The 16434-nt window shown below is 53.1% G+C and carries 15 protein-coding genes and 1 other annotated feature; of the genes, 12 read left to right on the top strand and 3 right to left on the bottom strand.

What is annotated here, in order from left to right; all coding sequences use genetic code 11:
• Positions 1–3 precede the first annotated feature (3 nt).
• The 3 genes from creB to creD are packed head-to-tail and all read left to right on the top strand — an operon-like array spanning position 4 to position 3542.
• On the top strand, positions 4–693 hold the full coding sequence (gene creB / locus BZK42_RS15215; RefSeq protein ID WP_080859397.1) for a two-component system response regulator CreB: 690 nt from the start codon (positions 4–6) through the stop codon (positions 691–693).
• Positions 693–2117 carry a two-component system sensor histidine kinase CreC gene (gene creC, locus BZK42_RS15210; RefSeq protein WP_019078322.1) on the top strand — a complete coding sequence of 475 codons (1425 nt, stop codon included), beginning with the start codon at positions 693–695 and terminating at the stop codon, positions 2115–2117. Before creB ends, creC begins: the two co-directional genes overlap by 1 nt.
• A gap of 57 nt (positions 2118–2174) precedes the next feature.
• A complete protein-coding gene (creD, locus tag BZK42_RS15205; RefSeq protein WP_080859396.1) occupies positions 2175–3542 on the top strand; it encodes a cell envelope integrity protein CreD in 1368 nt (455 codons plus the stop codon).
• Positions 3543–3602: 60 nt separating this feature from the next.
• Here creD and arcA read toward each other — a convergent pair whose 3' ends face one another.
• Complete coding sequence (arcA, locus tag BZK42_RS15200) at positions 3603–4319, bottom strand: two-component system response regulator ArcA (RefSeq protein ID WP_001194359.1); 717 nt, start codon at positions 4317–4319, stop codon at positions 3603–3605.
• Between the two features lie 95 nt (positions 4320–4414).
• Between arcA and yjjY the strand changes: the two genes are divergently transcribed.
• From yjjY to thrC, 6 genes are all read left to right on the top strand, one after another.
• Complete coding sequence (gene yjjY, locus BZK42_RS28330) at positions 4415–4555, top strand: YjjY family protein (RefSeq protein WP_042998021.1); 141 nt, start codon at positions 4415–4417, stop codon at positions 4553–4555.
• 399 nt (positions 4556–4954) lie between these two features.
• Positions 4955–5641, top strand: coding sequence for a tRNA/rRNA methyltransferase (locus tag BZK42_RS15190; RefSeq protein ID WP_016155643.1), 687 nt, complete (start codon positions 4955–4957; stop codon positions 5639–5641).
• A gap of 206 nt (positions 5642–5847) precedes the next feature.
• Positions 5848–5974, top strand: a sequence feature (Thr leader region).
• The gene (thrL, locus tag BZK42_RS15185; RefSeq protein WP_032337689.1) at positions 5853–5918 is read left to right on the top strand and encodes a thr operon leader peptide; all 66 of its coding nucleotides are present in this window, start codon (positions 5853–5855) and stop codon (positions 5916–5918) included. Its footprint overlaps the feature before it by 66 nt.
• A 23-nt stretch (positions 5975–5997) precedes the next feature.
• Complete coding sequence (gene thrA, locus BZK42_RS15180) at positions 5998–8460, top strand: bifunctional aspartate kinase/homoserine dehydrogenase I (RefSeq protein WP_047500133.1); 2463 nt, start codon at positions 5998–6000, stop codon at positions 8458–8460.
• A 1-nt stretch (position 8461) separates the two neighbouring features.
• A complete protein-coding gene (gene thrB, locus BZK42_RS15175; protein WP_080859395.1) occupies positions 8462–9391 on the top strand; it encodes a homoserine kinase in 930 nt (309 codons plus the stop codon).
• Between the two features lie 3 nt (positions 9392–9394).
• Complete coding sequence (thrC, locus tag BZK42_RS15170; RefSeq protein ID WP_075847928.1) at positions 9395–10681, top strand: threonine synthase; 1287 nt, start codon at positions 9395–9397, stop codon at positions 10679–10681.
• 84 nt (positions 10682–10765) lie between these two features.
• Here thrC and yaaA read toward each other — a convergent pair whose 3' ends face one another.
• Both yaaA and BZK42_RS15160 read right to left on the bottom strand, forming a co-directional pair.
• Positions 10766–11539, bottom strand: a complete 774-nt coding sequence (yaaA, locus tag BZK42_RS15165) for a peroxide stress protein YaaA (RefSeq protein ID WP_016155647.1) — start codon at positions 11537–11539, stop codon at positions 10766–10768.
• A gap of 77 nt (positions 11540–11616) precedes the next feature.
• A complete protein-coding gene (locus tag BZK42_RS15160) occupies positions 11617–13047 on the bottom strand; it encodes an alanine/glycine:cation symporter family protein (protein ID WP_016155648.1) in 1431 nt (476 codons plus the stop codon).
• 274 nt (positions 13048–13321) lie between these two features.
• On the opposite strand from BZK42_RS15160, the gene tal reads away from it, so the two are divergent.
• From tal to BZK42_RS15145, 3 genes are all read left to right on the top strand, one after another.
• On the top strand, positions 13322–14275 hold the full coding sequence (tal, locus tag BZK42_RS15155; protein ID WP_016151631.1) for a transaldolase: 954 nt from the start codon (positions 13322–13324) through the stop codon (positions 14273–14275).
• Positions 14276–14385: 110 nt separating this feature from the next.
• Positions 14386–14973, top strand: coding sequence for a molybdopterin adenylyltransferase (gene mog / locus BZK42_RS15150; protein ID WP_016155649.1), 588 nt, complete (start codon positions 14386–14388; stop codon positions 14971–14973).
• A 124-nt stretch (positions 14974–15097) separates the two neighbouring features.
• Entirely contained in the window at positions 15098–16405 is a 1308-nt protein-coding gene (locus BZK42_RS15145; RefSeq protein WP_080859394.1) for an MFS transporter, read from the top strand.
• The last annotated feature ends 29 nt before the right edge of the window (positions 16406–16434 follow it).

The following is a 16434-nucleotide window of genomic DNA, read 5'->3' as shown; positions in this document are numbered from 1 at the left end:
AAAATGCAACAACCGTTGATCTGGTTGGTTGAGGATGAGCAGGGCATTGCCGATACGCTCATCTACATGCTGCAGCAGGAAGGTTTTAGCGTGGAAGCGTTTGAGCGCGGGTTACCTGCGCTGGAGAAATCTCGCCAGCGTTGTCCTGATGCAATCATTCTGGATGTCGGACTACCAGATATCAGCGGTTTTGAACTGTGTCGACGCCTGCTGGAGCGGCATCCAGCGTTGCCGATCCTGTTTCTGACCGCGCGTAGCGATGAGGTGGATCGCCTGCTGGGGCTGGAAATTGGCGCGGATGACTATGTTGCCAAGCCTTTCTCACCGCGCGAGGTGTGCGCCCGCGTGCGTACGCTGCTGCGGCGGGTGCAGAAATTCTCTGCTCCTTCATCGACGACGCGTTGCGGCGATTTTGAACTTAATGAGCAGGCCGCGCAGATTACCTGGTTCGGCAAGCCGTTAAACCTGACGCGCTATGAATTTCTGTTGCTGAAAACGCTGCTGTTGTCGCCGGGGCGCATTTACTCACGCCAGCAGTTGATGGATTTAGTCTGGGCCGATGCACAGGACACCTTTGACAGAACGGTCGATACCCACATTAAAACGCTGCGCGCCAAGCTGCGGGCTATCAACCCTGAGCTTTCCCCCATCAATACGCATCGCGGTATGGGATATAGCCTGAGGAGCGTCTGATGCGCATTGGCATGCGTTTGTTGCTCGGCTATTTTCTGATTGTTGCCGTCGCCGCCTGGTTCGTTTTGTCGATCTTTGTACAGGAAATTAAACCAGGCGTCCGCCGGGCAACCGAAGGCACTTTGATTGATACCGCCACGCTGCTGGCTGCGCTGGCGCGCGATGACTTGCTCTCTGACTCTCCCGCCAACGGCAAGCTGGCGCAGGCATTTTCGCAACTGCATAACCGCCCATTCAGCGCCAATATCAGCGGCATTAACAAAGTCCGTAATGAATACCATGTCTACATGACGGACGCGCAGGGTAAAGTGTTGTTTGATTCCGCAAACCAGGCTGTCGGTCAGGACTATTCTCGCTGGAACGACGTGTGGTTAACCCTGCGTGGGCAATATGGCGCCCGCAGTACGCCGCAAAACCCGAACGATCCGGAAAGTTCAGTGATGTACGTGGCCGCGCCGATCGTAGACGGCGGACGTATTATCGGAGTGCTTAGCGTCGGTAAACCGAATGCGGCGATGGCGCCGGTGATTAAACGCAGTGAACGGCGGATGCTGTGGGCCAGCGCCGTATTGCTGGGCATTGCCTTAGTGATTGGCATCGGGATGGTATGGTGGATAAACCGCTCCATCGCCCGGCTGGCGCGCTATGCCGACTCCGTTACCGAGAATCGCCCCGTCCCACTGCCTGATTTAGGTAGCAGCGAGCTACGTAAACTGGCGCAGGCGCTGGAAAGTATGCGACTGAAGCTGGAGGGCAAAAACTACATTGAGCAGTATGTTTATGCGTTAACGCATGAACTGAAAAGTCCGCTGGCGGCCATTCGCGGCGCGGCTGAGATTTTGCGCGAAGGTCCGCCGCCGAACGTGGTTGCGCGCTTTACCGATAATATCCTGACGCAAAATGCGCGCATGCAGGCGCTGGTCGAAACCCTGTTACGCCAGGCGCGGCTGGAGAATCGACAGGACATTACGTTGACGCCAGTGGCGGTAGATGCGCTGTTTGCTCAGCTCAAAGAGGCGCGTAGCGTGCAACTGGCGGCAAAAAACATCACGCTTACCATTATGCCTTCATCGCTTAGCGTCGCCGCCGATCCTGCGTTACTGGAGCAGGCATTGGGGAATTTGCTCGACAACGCTATCGACTTCACGCCACAGGACGGGACGATTACGCTGAGCGCGCATCAGCAGGATGAACTGGTCACGTTGCAGATAATCGACAGCGGCAGCGGAATCCCCGACTTCGCGTTGCCGCGTATTTTTGAGCGTTTCTATTCGCTGCCCCGTGAAAATGGGCATAAGAGCAGCGGTTTAGGGCTGGCGTTTGTCAGTGAGGTTGCGCGACTGCACGAGGGGACGGTGACATTGTGCAACCGACCACAAGGCGGCGCACAGGCCTCGTTTACGCTTCACGCTCACTTCACATAACTTCAAATTCTCCGCACATAGCTGCTCTACCTTGCTGATATTGCAAAGGAGAACGCTATGTTTAAATCACCCCTGTTTTGGAAAATAGTCACCTTAGGTGGCGCAATACTGCTGCTGTTAATTCCGCTGACGATGGTCAGGCAGATCATCGTGGAGCGATCGGATTACCGCGATGAAGTCGAAGATGCTATCCGACAGAGCACAAGCGGGCCGCAAAAGATGGTAGGACCGTTGATAGCCATTCCGCTAACGGAACTTTACACCTCACTGGAGGATGGCAAAGAAATCCAGCGTAAGCGTAGCTATATCCATTTCTGGCTGCCGGAGTCGTTGGTAGTTGAGGGGAATCAGAACGTTGAAGCGCGTAAAATCGGTATTTATGAGGGCCAGGTCTGGCACAATGATGTTTCGGTGAAGGCTGAGTTTAACGCCGAACGGTTGAGTGATTTAAATCATCCAAATATCAGCATCGGCAAACCGTTTATTGTGGTTGGCGTGGGGGACGCGCGTGGGATTGGCGTGGTAAAAGCGCCGCAGGTCAATGGAACGTCGCTGGCCGTTGAGCCTGGGACAGGGCTGGATGGACGTGCGCAGGGGATCCACATTCCGCTACCCGATGCGAGCTGGGCTGAGCAAAATCTGAGCATGGCGTTGTCGCTTAATTTGAGCGGAACCGGCGATTTCTCCGTCGTTCCGGTTGGACGTAACAGTGAAATGACCTTAACCAGCAACTGGCCGCATCCCAACTTTCTTGGGGACTTCCTCCCGGCTAAGCGCGAAAATAGCGAATCAGGATTCAAGGCTCAGTGGCAAAGCAGCTGGTTTGCGAACAACCTCGGCGAGCGCTTTAACGACGAAAAGATTGGTTGGCTGGGCATGCCAGCGTTTAGCGTCGCCGTCGCCACGCCAGCAGATCAGTATCAGTTAACGGACAGGGCGACAAAGTATGCCATCCTGCTGATTGTGCTGACCTTTATGTCTTTCTTCGTCCTTGAAAGTATGACCAATCTGCGCCTGCACCCGATGCAGTATCTGCTGGTGGGGCTATCGCTGGTAATGTTTTATCTGCTGCTGCTGGCAATGTCAGAACACATCGGTTTTACGGCGGCGTGGATAACGGCAAGTCTGGTGGGGGCGTTGATGAACGGTGTGTATCTGCAGGCGATATTGCAGGGCTGGCGGAACAGTATTTTGTTCACCGTGGCGCTGCTGGGGCTGGATGGTGTGATGTGGGTGCTGCTACGTTCACAGGATAGCTCTTTACTGCTGGGAACCGGCGTGCTGTTGTTCGCGCTTTGTGGGGTAATGTTCCTGACGCGTCATCTTGACTGGCACTCGCTGGCACAGCCAAAAACAAAGCCAAAATCTACAGAACTTCCAGAACTTCAGCCTGCGCAGAGCGACGAATTTCGCTTGTGGAAATAGGGGAGTAGGGAAATGAAAAACGGCGCATAAAGCGCCGTTTTTATACCAGTGAGGATTGAATTAATCCTGCAGGTCGCCGCAGAAACGGTAGCCTTCACCGTGAATGGTGGCGATGATTTCTGGCGTATCCGGCGTTGATTCGAAATGCTTACGAATGCGGCGGATCGTCACGTCAACGGTACGGTCATGCGGCTTCAGTTCGCGACCGGTCATTTTTTTCAGCAGTTCTGCGCGAGACTGGATTTTGCCCGGATTCTCACAGAAGTGAAGCATGGCGCGGAATTCGCTGCGTGGCAGTTTATACTGCTCACCGTCAGGACCAATCAGAGAGCGGCTGTTGATGTCCAGCTCCCAGCCATTGAACTTATAGCTTTCGACGCTACGGCGTTCTTCGCTGACAGTACCCAGGTTCATGGTACGGGACAGCAGGTTACGAGCACGGATAGTCAGTTCGCGCGGGTTAAACGGCTTGGTGATGTAATCGTCTGCGCCGATTTCGAGGCCGAGAATTTTATCGACTTCGTTATCACGGCCCGTCAGGAACATCAGCGCAACGTTAGCTTGTTCGCGAAGTTCACGCGCTAACAGCAGGCCATTTTTCCCAGGCAGATTGATATCCATAATCACAAGGTTGATATCATATTCAGAGAGAATCTGATGCATTTCCGCGCCATCTGTCGCTTCGAATACATCATAGCCTTCTGCTTCGAAAATGCTTTTCAACGTGTTGCGTGTTACTAACTCGTCTTCAACGATAAGAATGTGCGGGGTCTGCATGTTTGCTACCTAAATTGCCAACTAAATCGAAACAGGAAGTACAAAAGTCCCTGACCTGCCTGATGCATGCCGTAAATTAACATGATCGGCGTAACATGACTAAAGTACGTAATTGCGTTCTTGATGCACTTTCCATCAACGTCAACAACATCATTAGCTTGGTCGTGGGTAGTTTCCCTCTGGACCCGACAGTGTCAAAAACGGCTGTCATCCTAACCATTTTAACAGCAACATAACAGGCTAAGACATGCCGGACACCCAATAAAACTACGCTTCGTTGACATATATCAAGTTCAATTGTAGCACGTTAACAGTTTGATGAAATCAACGTATCCAAATGTTTGCTTTCATCACAAAATTGCAATATTACAACTAGTTGCACGAGCAAATTAATAAATGTAATGAATCCAACCAGTGCGATCCATTTTAAATTAAATTATCATGGATAAACAGAGGGATATGCAACTTTTGTTAACATAAAAAGCAATAGTACACCCGGGAAATAGTTTAGCATTTTTTAATGGATGCGAAATGCTTTTTCAGTGATTTCTGTTAAAAATATGTAAATTCGCTCTGCGTAATATGTTGAAGCACGTCACATTTTTCCTTGCAGACTGGCCAAAAAGAGTATCGAAATGCGTTTAACAATTATTCTGGTTGCCCCCGCCAGAGCGGAAAATATTGGTGCGGCTGCCCGCGCTATGAAGACCATGGGGTTCACCCAATTACGCATCGTTGACAGCGAAGCCCACCTGGAACCCGCCACGCGATGGGTCGCGCATGGTTCTGGCGATATTATTGATAATATTAGCGTTTTTTCAACGTTAGCGGAGGCGCTGCACGACGTAGATTTTACCGTCGCGACCACTGCGCGTAGTCGGGCGAAGTTCCATTACTACGCTACGCCGGTCGAACTGGTTCCTCTGCTGCAGGAAAAATCAACGTGGATGGATCACGCCGCGCTGGTTTTTGGTCGTGAAGATTCAGGGCTGACCAACGAAGAATTGGCCCTGGCGGATGTACTCACCGGTGTACCTATGGTGGCTGACTATCCTTCACTCAATTTGGGGCAGGCGGTGATGGTGTATTGCTATCAATTAGCAGGTTTAATACAACAACCCGTCAAAAACATTGAGGTGACGGATGAGCTTCAGCTACAGGCATTGCGCGCGCGCGTTTTGCGTTTATTAGCCACGCTGAACGTTTCTGACGACATCAAGTTGACGGACTGGCTGCAACAGCGAATGGGTCTGTTAGGGCAGCGAGATACGGCAATGTTGCACCGTTTTTTACATGATATAGAAAAAAGCATCACGAAATAAAATATCGACCTACATTTGTTGCGTGGTGTTTTGCTCTGGATTCAAGTAGGGGTGACATACTGTATTGGTCGAAACTAAAAGGGCAAGCAGTCGCTCGTGAACAAGTTTCGGAATGTGACCAATTTAAAAATTTATTGACTTAGGTCAGCAGATACTTTAACCCTAAAAGAATACAGGACAGATAATAAATAATTACAGAGCACACAACATCATGAAACGCATCAGCATCACTATTACCACAACCATCACCATTACCACAGGTAACGGTGCGGGCTGACGCGTACAGGAAACACAAGAAAAAGCCCGCACCTAAACAGTGCGGGCTTTTTTTTCGACCAAAGGCAATGAGGTAAACCATGCGAGTGTTGAAGTTCGGCGGTACATCAGTGGCAAATGCAGAGCGCTTTCTGCGGGTTGCCGATATTCTGGAAAGCAATGCCAGACAGGGGCAGGTCGCGACCGTTCTCTCTGCCCCCGCAAAAATTACCAACCATCTGGTGGCGATGATTGAGAAGACCATCGGTGGTCAGGATGCTTTAGCCAATATCAGCGACGCCGAACGCATTTTCTCTGAGCTGTTGGTGGGTCTTGCCGCCGCGCAACCGGGTTTCCCGCAGGCTCCGCTCAAAGCCTTTGTTGAACAAGAGTTTGCACAGATTAAGCACGTCCTGCACGGTATCAGCCTGCTGGGTCAGTGCCCGGACAGCATCAATGCCGCGCTTATTTGCCGTGGTGAAAAAATGTCGATCGCCATCATGGCTGGCCTGCTGGAAGCGCGCGGGCACAACGTGACCGTCATCGACCCGGTAGAGAAATTGCTGGCGGTAGGCCATTACCTCGAATCTACCGTTGATATCGCCGAATCTACGCGCCGCATTGCCGCCAGCCGTATTCCTGCGGACCATATGGTTCTGATGGCAGGATTTACCGCCGGGAATGAGAAAGGAGAGTTAGTGGTGCTGGGGCGTAATGGCTCTGACTACTCTGCCGCCGTACTGGCCGCCTGTTTGCGCGCCGATTGTTGTGAGATCTGGACCGATGTCGATGGCGTATATACCTGCGATCCGCGCCAGGTACCCGACGCCCGACTGCTGAAGTCGATGTCTTATCAGGAAGCGATGGAGCTTTCTTACTTCGGCGCTAAAGTGCTGCACCCGCGCACCATTACCCCTATTGCCCAGTTCCAGATCCCGTGCCTGATTAAAAATACCGGCAATCCACAAGCGCCCGGCACGCTTATCGGTGCCAGCAGTGATGATGACGATTTGCCGGTAAAAGGGATTTCTAACCTCAATAACATGGCGATGTTTAGCGTCTCCGGCCCTGGGATGAAAGGCATGGTGGGGATGGCGGCGCGTGTTTTTGCCGTGATGTCGCGCGCAGGCATCTCGGTGGTGCTGATCACCCAATCCTCTTCTGAATACAGCATCAGCTTCTGCGTCCCGCAGGGCGACTGCGCGCGTGCGCAACGCGCCATGCAGGATGAATTCTATCTCGAACTGAAAGAAGGCTTGCTGGAGCCGCTGGCGGTGACTGAGCGTTTGGCGATCATCTCGGTCGTTGGCGATGGTATGCGCACGTTGCGTGGCATCTCGGCGAAATTTTTTGCCGCGCTGGCTCGCGCGAACATTAATATCGTGGCAATCGCCCAGGGCTCGTCTGAGCGTTCCATTTCGGTAGTGGTGAATAATGACGACGCGACCACTGGCGTGCGTGTGACCCATCAGATGCTGTTCAACACCGATCAGGTGATTGAAGTATTTGTCATTGGTGTTGGCGGCGTGGGCGGTGCGCTGCTGGAGCAGCTTAAACGTCAGCAAACCTGGCTTAAAAAGAAGCATATCGATCTGCGCGTGTGCGGTGTGGCGAACTCGAAGGCCCTGCTGACCAACGTCCATGGTCTGAATCTGGAAAACTGGCAGTCGGAGTTGGAAAGCGCGAAAGAGCCTTTCAACCTGGGGCGCTTAATTCGTCTGGTGAAAGAATATCATCTGCTCAATCCGGTGATTGTCGACTGTACGTCAAGTCAGGCGGTTGCGGATCAGTATGCGGATTTCCTGCGCGAAGGCTTCCATGTGGTTACGCCGAACAAAAAGGCCAACACGTCGTCGATGGATTACTACCATCAGCTGCGTTTTGCTGCGGCGAAGTCTCGTCGTAAATTCCTGTACGACACCAACGTAGGCGCGGGCTTGCCGGTAATTGAGAACCTGCAAAATCTGCTCAGCGCGGGCGATGAACTGCAACGTTTCTCCGGCATTCTTTCTGGTTCGCTGTCGTTTATTTTCGGCAAGCTGGATGAAGGCATGAGCTTCTCCGAGGCCACCACCATGGCGCGTGAGCTGGGCTATACCGAACCCGATCCGCGTGACGATCTATCCGGTACGGACGTGGCGCGTAAGCTGTTGATCCTGGCCCGTGAAACCGGTCGTGAGCTGGAGCTTTCTGACATTGTTATTGAGCCGGTCCTGCCAAAAGAGTTTGATGATTCCGGTGATGTTTCCGCGTTTATGGCGAAATTGTCGCAGCTGGATGACGCCTTTGCCGCGCGTGTGGCGAAAGCCCGTGATGAGGGGAAAGTATTGCGCTATGTTGGCAATATTGAAGAGGATGGCGTCTGTCGCGTAAAAATAGAAGCAGTAGACGGCAACGATCCGCTGTTCAAAGTGAAAAACGGTGAAAACGCGTTGGCGTTTTACAGCCATTATTATCAGCCGCTACCGTTGGTTCTGCGCGGATACGGCGCGGGTAACGACGTGACGGCGGCGGGCGTATTTGCCGACCTGCTACGCACCCTTTCATGGAAGTTAGGAGTCTGACATGGTGAGAGTTTATGCCCCGGCTTCCAGCGCCAATATGAGCGTCGGGTTTGATGTGCTCGGAGCGGCGGTAACCCCGGTGGACGGTTCGCTGTTAGGCGATGTGGTATCCGTTGAGGCGGCTGACCATTTCAGCCTCAACAACCTCGGTCGCTTTGCCAATAAGCTGCCGCCTGAGCCGCGAGAAAATATTGTCTACCAGTGCTGGGAGCGATTCTGTCAGGAGCTGGGTAAAAGCGTTCCGGTGGCGATGACGCTGGAAAAAAATATGCCGATTGGTTCCGGGTTAGGCTCCAGCGCGTGTTCCGTTGTGGCGGCGCTGGTCGCCATGAACGAGCATTGCGGTAAACCGCTCAACGATACGCGCCTGTTGGCGATAATGGGTGAGCTGGAAGGGCGTATCTCCGGCAGTATTCATTACGATAACGTCGCCCCGTGCTTTTTGGGCGGCATGCAGTTAATGATCGAAGAAAACGGCATTATCAGCCAGCAGGTGCCAGGCTTTGATGAGTGGCTGTGGGTCCTCGCGTATCCGGGAATTAAAGTGTCGACGGCAGAAGCGCGGGCGATTTTACCTGCGCAGTATCGCCGTCAGGACTGTATCGCCCACGGGCGGCATCTGGCTGGGTTTATCCATGCCTGCTATTCCCGTCAGCCAGGGCTTGCCGCGAAGCTGATGAAAGATGTCATTGCTGAGCCGTACCGTACCCGCCTACTGCCAGGCTTTAGCCAGGCGCGTCAGGCGGTAGCGGAAATCGGGGCGCTGGCCAGCGGCATCTCCGGTTCGGGGCCGACGCTGTTCGCTTTGTGCGACAAGCCGGATACGGCGCAGCGTGTAGCAGACTGGCTGGGTAAAAAGTATCTGCAAAATCAGGAAGGCTTTGTTCATATTTGCCGGTTGGACACGGCGGGCGCACGGGTACTGGGATAATCAATGAAACTGTATAATCTGAAAGATCATAACGAACAGGTCAGCTTTGCACAGGCCGTCACGCAAGGGCTTGGCAAGAATCAGGGATTGTTTTTTCCGCACGATTTGCCGGAATTCAATCTGTCAGAAGTCGATGAGATGTTGAACCAGGATTTCGTTAGCCGCAGCGCGAAGATCCTTTCCGCATTTATCGGTGATGAAATCCCACAGGAGATTCTGGAACAGCGCGTGCGTGCGGCGTTTGCCTTCCCGGCGCCGGTGGCTCAGGTTGCCGCGGATATCGGCTGTCTGGAGCTGTTCCACGGCCCAACGCTTGCATTTAAAGACTTTGGCGGGCGCTTTATGGCGCAGATGCTGACGCATATCAGCGGCGACAAACCGGTCACCATTCTGACGGCGACCTCTGGAGACACTGGTGCGGCAGTCGCACATGCCTTTTATGGTCTGAAAAATGTGCGCGTGGTGATCCTCTATCCGAACGGCAAGATTAGCCCATTACAGGAAAAACTGTTCTGTACACTGGGTGGCAATATTGAAACCGTGGCGATTGATGGCGATTTTGATGCCTGTCAGGCGCTGGTGAAACAGGCGTTTGATGACGAAGAGCTGAAGGTAGCTTTGGGGCTGAATTCGGCTAACTCAATCAACATCAGCCGTCTGCTGGCGCAAATCTGTTACTACTTTGAGGCCGTGGCTCAACTGCCGCAAGAGGCGCGTAATCAACTGGTTATTTCCGTTCCCAGCGGCAACTTTGGCGATCTGACTGCCGGGCTGCTGGCAAAATCACTGGGCTTGCCGGTGAAGCGTTTTATCGCGGCGACCAACGTCAACGATACGGTTCCACGCTTTCTTGCACAAGGTGAGTGGGCGCCGAAAGCGACTCAGGCGACGTTGTCGAATGCGATGGATGTCAGCCAGCCAAATAACTGGCCGCGGGTGGAAGAACTGTTCCGCCGTAAGATCTGGCGTCTGAATGAACTGGGTTATGCCGCTGTTGACGATGCCACTACTCAGGACACGATGCGTGAGCTGCATGAGATGGGGTACACCTCAGAACCGCATGCGGCGGTGGCTTACCGTGCGCTGCGTGACCAACTGAACCCTGGCGAGTACGGCCTGTTCCTCGGCACTGCGCATCCGGCCAAGTTTAAAGAAAGCGTTGAAGAGATTCTTGACCTGACGCTGGCGCTGCCAAAAGCGCTGGCGGAACGCGCGGACCTGCCGCTGCTTTCTCATCACCTGCCTGCTGATTTTGCTGAACTGCGCAAGCTGATGATGGCCCGCGGTTAACGGTTGTGCCCGCTGGCGCTTTGCTTAGCGGGCCTACAAAACCTGTCGGCCGGATCGGGCGTTCGCCGCCATCCGGCCTTTTTACTACTGCTCCTGGCGCTTAAACACCAGTTCGCCATTTCCTGACGCTTCTTCATCAAAGAAATAGCCTTCGCTGTTAAAGGCGGTCAGCTGTTCTGGCTGCGTTAAGCGGTTCTCAATAATGTAGCGACTCATCAGGCCGCGCGCTTTTTTGGCATAGAAGCTGATGACTTTGAACTTACCGTTCTTCTCGTCGAGGAAGACCGGTTTGATAAGCTCCGCATTGAGCTTTTTCGGCTTCACGGATTTAAAATACTCATCCGAGGCGAGGTTAATCACTACGCTGTCGCCTTGCGCTTCCAGCGCTTCGTTAAGTTTATCGGTGATGGTATCTCCCCAGAACTGGTAGAGATCTTTACCTTTCGCATTGGCCAGACGAATACCCATCTCCAGACGGTAAGGCTGCATCAAATCCAGCGGACGCAAAACGCCGTACAGCCCGGACAACATCCGTAAGTGTTGCTGAGCGAAGTCGAAATCCGCTTCGCTGAAGGTTTCAGCCTGCAGTCCGGTATACACGTCGCCTTTAAACGCCAGAATGGCCTGGCGCGCGTTTTCCGGCGTGAAATCAGGCTGCCAGTCATGGAAACGCGTGGCGTTCAGATCCGCCAGCTTGTCGCTAATTCCCATCAGCTTGCCAATTTGCGGAGCAGAGAGTTGGCGCGCCACGTGAATAAGCTGCTGAGAGTGATCCAGCAGTTCGGGCAATGTATGACGTGTCGTTGCCAGCGGACTTTGGTAGTCGAGCGTTTTTGCAGGTGAAATCAGAATCAGCATATCCAGTCCTTGCAGGAAATTTACTGCGACTTTAGCAAAAAAAACGACAGAATTGATCGATGGTTGCGATTGCCGCGCTATCCGCGCGGCGTCTCATCCCAGCTTTCGGGCGCAAGTTGTTGTCTGATATCAGGATAACGGCGCGGATCGAATTCTGGGCGCACCCCGAGTTTGCGTTGGCGTAGATAGTCGCAGGCGATCGTCTGCACAACCGGTGAAAGCAGCAGAATCGCCGTCAGGTTAGTGATGGCCATACACGCCATAATGATGTCCGCCAACTGCCAGATCAGCGGAACGCTGACTAACGTTCCGCCGATAACGGTGCTAACGGTGGCGATCCGTAATAGCCAGATGACGCGGATATTGTCCAGCTTCAGGAAAACGAGGTTGTTTTCCGCATAGATATAGTTGGCCACGATAGAGCTAAAGGCAAACAGAATCACAATTAACGCCACGAATCCGGCACCCCATTCTCCCGTCACTGAAACCATCGCTTTCTGGAGTAACTGGATGCCTTCCATCGGTACATAGCTGGCGTCATTACCAGCCAACAGAACAATCATCGCGCTGGCCGTACAGAGAATCAGCGTATCAACTAATACTCCGATCATTTGCACAATGCCTTGTGCCGCAGGATGCGGAGGCCAGGATGCTGCTGACGCGGCCGCGTTCGGAGTTGATCCCATTCCGGCCTCATTAGAAAACATACCGCGTTGAAAGCCGCTGGCAATGGCCTGGCTTAGTGTATACCCGGCGGCACCGGCTGCGGCTTCCTGCCAGCCAAAGGCACTTTTTATAATGGTCATGATAATGCCGGGGAGCTGTCCGAAATGCCACAGACAGATGACGATGCTGCAACCGACCCACAACAGCGCCATCATCGGAACGAACCATTGCATCAGGCGGGCAACGCCTTTAATGCCGCCAATGATTGCCAATAATGACACTATTGCCAGTGCGATACCGGTAAAGAGGGGAGGGATATCAAAAGCAAAGGTCAGCGCATGAGAGACCGAATTTGCCTGAACGCTGTTAAAAATCAGACCATAAGCAATGAGTAAAAAGATGGCAAAAAGAACGCCCATCCAGCGCATGCCCAGCCCACGCTCCATATACCACGCAGGACCGCCGCGAAACTGTCCCTTGCTGTCGCGCTCTTTATACAGTTGGGCAAGAGAGCTCTCGGCAAATGACGTCGCCATACCAATGATCGCCGAGACCCACATCCAGAACACGGCTCCCGCGCCGCCAGCGGCAATCGCCAACGCCACGCCCGCCAGATTTCCGCTACCGATACGTGCGGCAAGACTGGTGCATAAAGCCTGAAAGGAAGTTAAACCGCCCGGCTGCGGGCTGATGCTGTTTTTAAGACTTTTGCCAAACTGACGAATATAGCGAAACTGAATAAACCCTGTACGCCAGGTGAACCAACATCCTGCGCCAAGCAGGAGGTAGATCATCACCGATCCCCAGAGTATTTCATTAATAAATGAGAAAAAATCAGGCATTAACATCCCTCTTGTTGATGCCGGTAAGCGCGAATATTCCCGTGTAAGCGCTACCAATAATCGACCAGTATATACCTTATAAGGTGATTGATTGCGGGAGTTTATCATAACAATCGTTATATCCCTTAATTGCGCATCACAGGCTTGGCGATGCGTAATCAGGGCTGAGCGGCTGGTCGGACAATCCAGGCGGTTGCGCTGAGAGTGCGTCGTGCTATCATCAGGGAAGATCGGTTACATCCCCCTAACAAGCTGTTTAAAGAGAATCGCTATCATGACGGACAAATTGACCTCCCTTCGTCAGTTCACCACAGTAGTGGCCGACACCGGAGACATCGCGGCAATGAAGCTGTATCAGCCTCAGGATGCCACAACTAACCCTTCTCTCATTCTTAACGCAGCGCAGATCCCGGAATACCGCAAGCTGATTGATGACGCTGTAGCCTGGGCTAAGCAGCAGAGCAACGACCGTGCGCAGCAGGTCGTCGACGCGACCGACAAGCTGGCAGTAAATATCGGTCTGGAGATCCTGAAACTGGTCCCAGGTCGTATCTCCACTGAAGTTGACGCTCGTCTGTCCTACGACACCGACGCGTCCATCGCTAAAGCAAAACGCCTGATCAAAATGTACAACGATGCTGGCATCAGCAACGATCGCATCCTGATTAAACTGGCTTCAACCTGGCAGGGCATCCGTGCCGCTGAGCAGCTGGAAAAAGAAGGCATCAACTGTAACCTGACTCTGCTGTTCTCCTTCGCGCAGGCACGTGCATGTGCAGAAGCTGGCGTATATCTGATTTCTCCGTTCGTTGGCCGTATTCTTGACTGGTACAAAGCCAATACCGACAAGAAAGAGTATGCACCGGCAGAAGATCCGGGTGTGGTTTCCGTAACGGAAATCTACGAGTACTACAAACAGCACGGTTACGAAACCGTAGTTATGGGTGCGAGCTTCCGTAACATCGGCGAAATCATTGAGCTGGCAGGCTGCGATCGTCTGACGATTGCTCCGGCACTGCTGAAAGAACTGGCGGAAAGCGAAGGTGCTATCGAACGTAAACTGTCTTTCTCCGGCGAAGTGAAAGCGCGCCCTGCACGCATCACCGAAGCTGAGTTCCTGTGGCAGCATAACCAGGATCCGATGGCTGTAGACAAACTGGCGGACGGTATCCGTAAGTTTGCTGTAGACCAGGGTAAACTGGAAAAAATGATCGGCGATCTGCTGTAATCATTAGTGCGTGGCCCTGATATGGGTCACGCTACCTCTTCTGAAACCTGTCTGTCCTTCCCTTCGCAGTGTATCATTCTGTTTAACGAGACTGTTTAAACGGAATAATCATGAATACTTTACGCATTGGCCTGGTTTCCATTTCTGACCGTGCTTCCAGCGGCGTTTACCAGGATAAAGGTATCCCGGCCCTTGAAGAGTGGCTGGCGTCAGCCCTTACCACCCCTTTTGAGCTGCAAACGCGATTGATCCCGGATGAACAGGCGATCATCGAACAGACCTTATGCGAGCTGGTAGACGAAATGAGTTGTCATCTGGTGCTGACTACCGGCGGAACGGGTCCGGCCCGTCGTGACGTAACGCCTGATGCGACACTTGCCGTAGCCGACCGTCAGATGCCGGGCTTTGGTGAACAGATGCGCCAGATAAGCCTGCACTTTGTGCCAACGGCGATTCTTTCCCGTCAGGTTGGCGTGATTCGCAAGCAGGCGTTGATCCTGAATCTGCCTGGGCAGCCAAAATCGATCAAAGAGACGCTGGAAGGCGTGAAAGATGCCGACGGTAAGGTTATCGTGCCGGGTATTTTTGCAAGTGTACCGTATTGTATACAGCTATTGGATGGGCCGTATGTGGAAACCGCACCGACTGTTGTAGCATCTTTTCGTCCTAAAAGCGCAATACGCGATACAAAAGCCTGAAAGTAGCCCGATCGTGACATAAGTGCCAATGACAGTGGAGTATTGAATTGTTTACGATATAGTAATTTTTGCTTTACATATATCAACAAACAGATTCAATTACTTCACTGACTCATGGTTTGCTATGTCACAACACACTCGACCGCTGAATCGCCAGGATTATAAAACCCTTACGCTTGCTGCCCTTGGTGGTGCGCTTGAGTTTTATGATTTCATTATCTTTGTCTTCTTTGCCGCTGTTGTTGGCGAGCTCTTCTTCCCCGCAGACATCCCTGAATGGCTACGTCAGGTGCAAACCTTCGGCATTTTTGCCGCCGGCTATCTGGCGCGTCCGCTGGGGGGCATCATCATGGCGCACTTTGGCGATCTGGTCGGGCGCAAGAAAATGTTCACCCTGAGCATTTTGCTGATGGCGATACCGACGCTGGCGATTGGTCTGTTGCCTACCTACGCCTCAATGGGGATCCTCGCGCCGCTGCTGTTACTGCTGATGCGTATTTTGCAAGGCGCTGCCATCGGCGGAGAAGTTCCGGGCGCGTGGGTGTTCGTGGCGGAGCATGTACCGGAGCGTCGCATCGGCATTGCCTGCGGAACGCTGACTGCCGGCCTGACGGTGGGAATTTTGCTGGGGTCGGTGGTTGCGACGCTGGTGAACACCAGCCTGACGCAGCAGGCGGTGCATGATTACGGCTGGCGTATTCCTTTCCTGCTGGGGGGCGTGTTTGGGCTGGTGGCGATGTACCTGCGTCGCTGGCTGCAGGAGACGCCCATATTTCTCGAAATGCAGCAGCGTAAAGCGTTGGCGCAAGAGCTACCTGTGAAGTCAGTGGTGAGCAAACATAAAAAAGCGGTGGTTATTTCAATGCTGCTGACCTGGCTGCTTTCAGCCGGGATTGTGGTGGTGATCCTGATGTCACCAGTCTGGTTGCAGAAGCAGTATGGCTTTGTGCCGGCGCTAACGTTGCAAGCCAACAGTGTCGCTACCATTATGCTGTGCGTCGGTTGTCTGCTGGCCGGGTTTATTGTCGACCGGGTCGGCGCCAGCAAAACCTTTATTGTCGGCAGCCTGCTGCTGGCCTGTTCAAGCTGGTTTTTCTATCACCTGACCGGCAGCTATCCCCAGCATTTGTTCCTGTTATACGGGCTGGTGGGGTTATGCGTTGGCGTGGTGGGGGCTGTGCCTTATGTGATGGTGCGCGCGTTTCCGGCGGAAGTCCGCTTTACCGGAATATCCTTTTCTTACAACGTGTCGTACGCCATTTTTGGTGGTCTGACGCCAATCGCCGTCACGATGTTAATGAGTGTGTCGCCAATAGCTCCGGCCTGGTATGTGCTGGCGTTATCGCTGGTAGGGCTAGGTTTGGGGATTTGGCTGCGACAGGATCTTTATTATCGCGATTCAAGCGTACAGGCAGAGTTACAGCGCTTGTAAGGAATATCCCCCCGTCAGGGGGGATTGCA

Origin of the sequence: Citrobacter braakii (genome assembly GCF_002075345.1) — a bacterium.
GTDB lineage: Bacteria > Pseudomonadota > Gammaproteobacteria > Enterobacterales > Enterobacteriaceae > Citrobacter > Citrobacter braakii.
The sequence above is the reverse complement of the archived record's forward strand: the minus strand, read 5'-3'. Positions and strand labels throughout refer to the sequence as shown.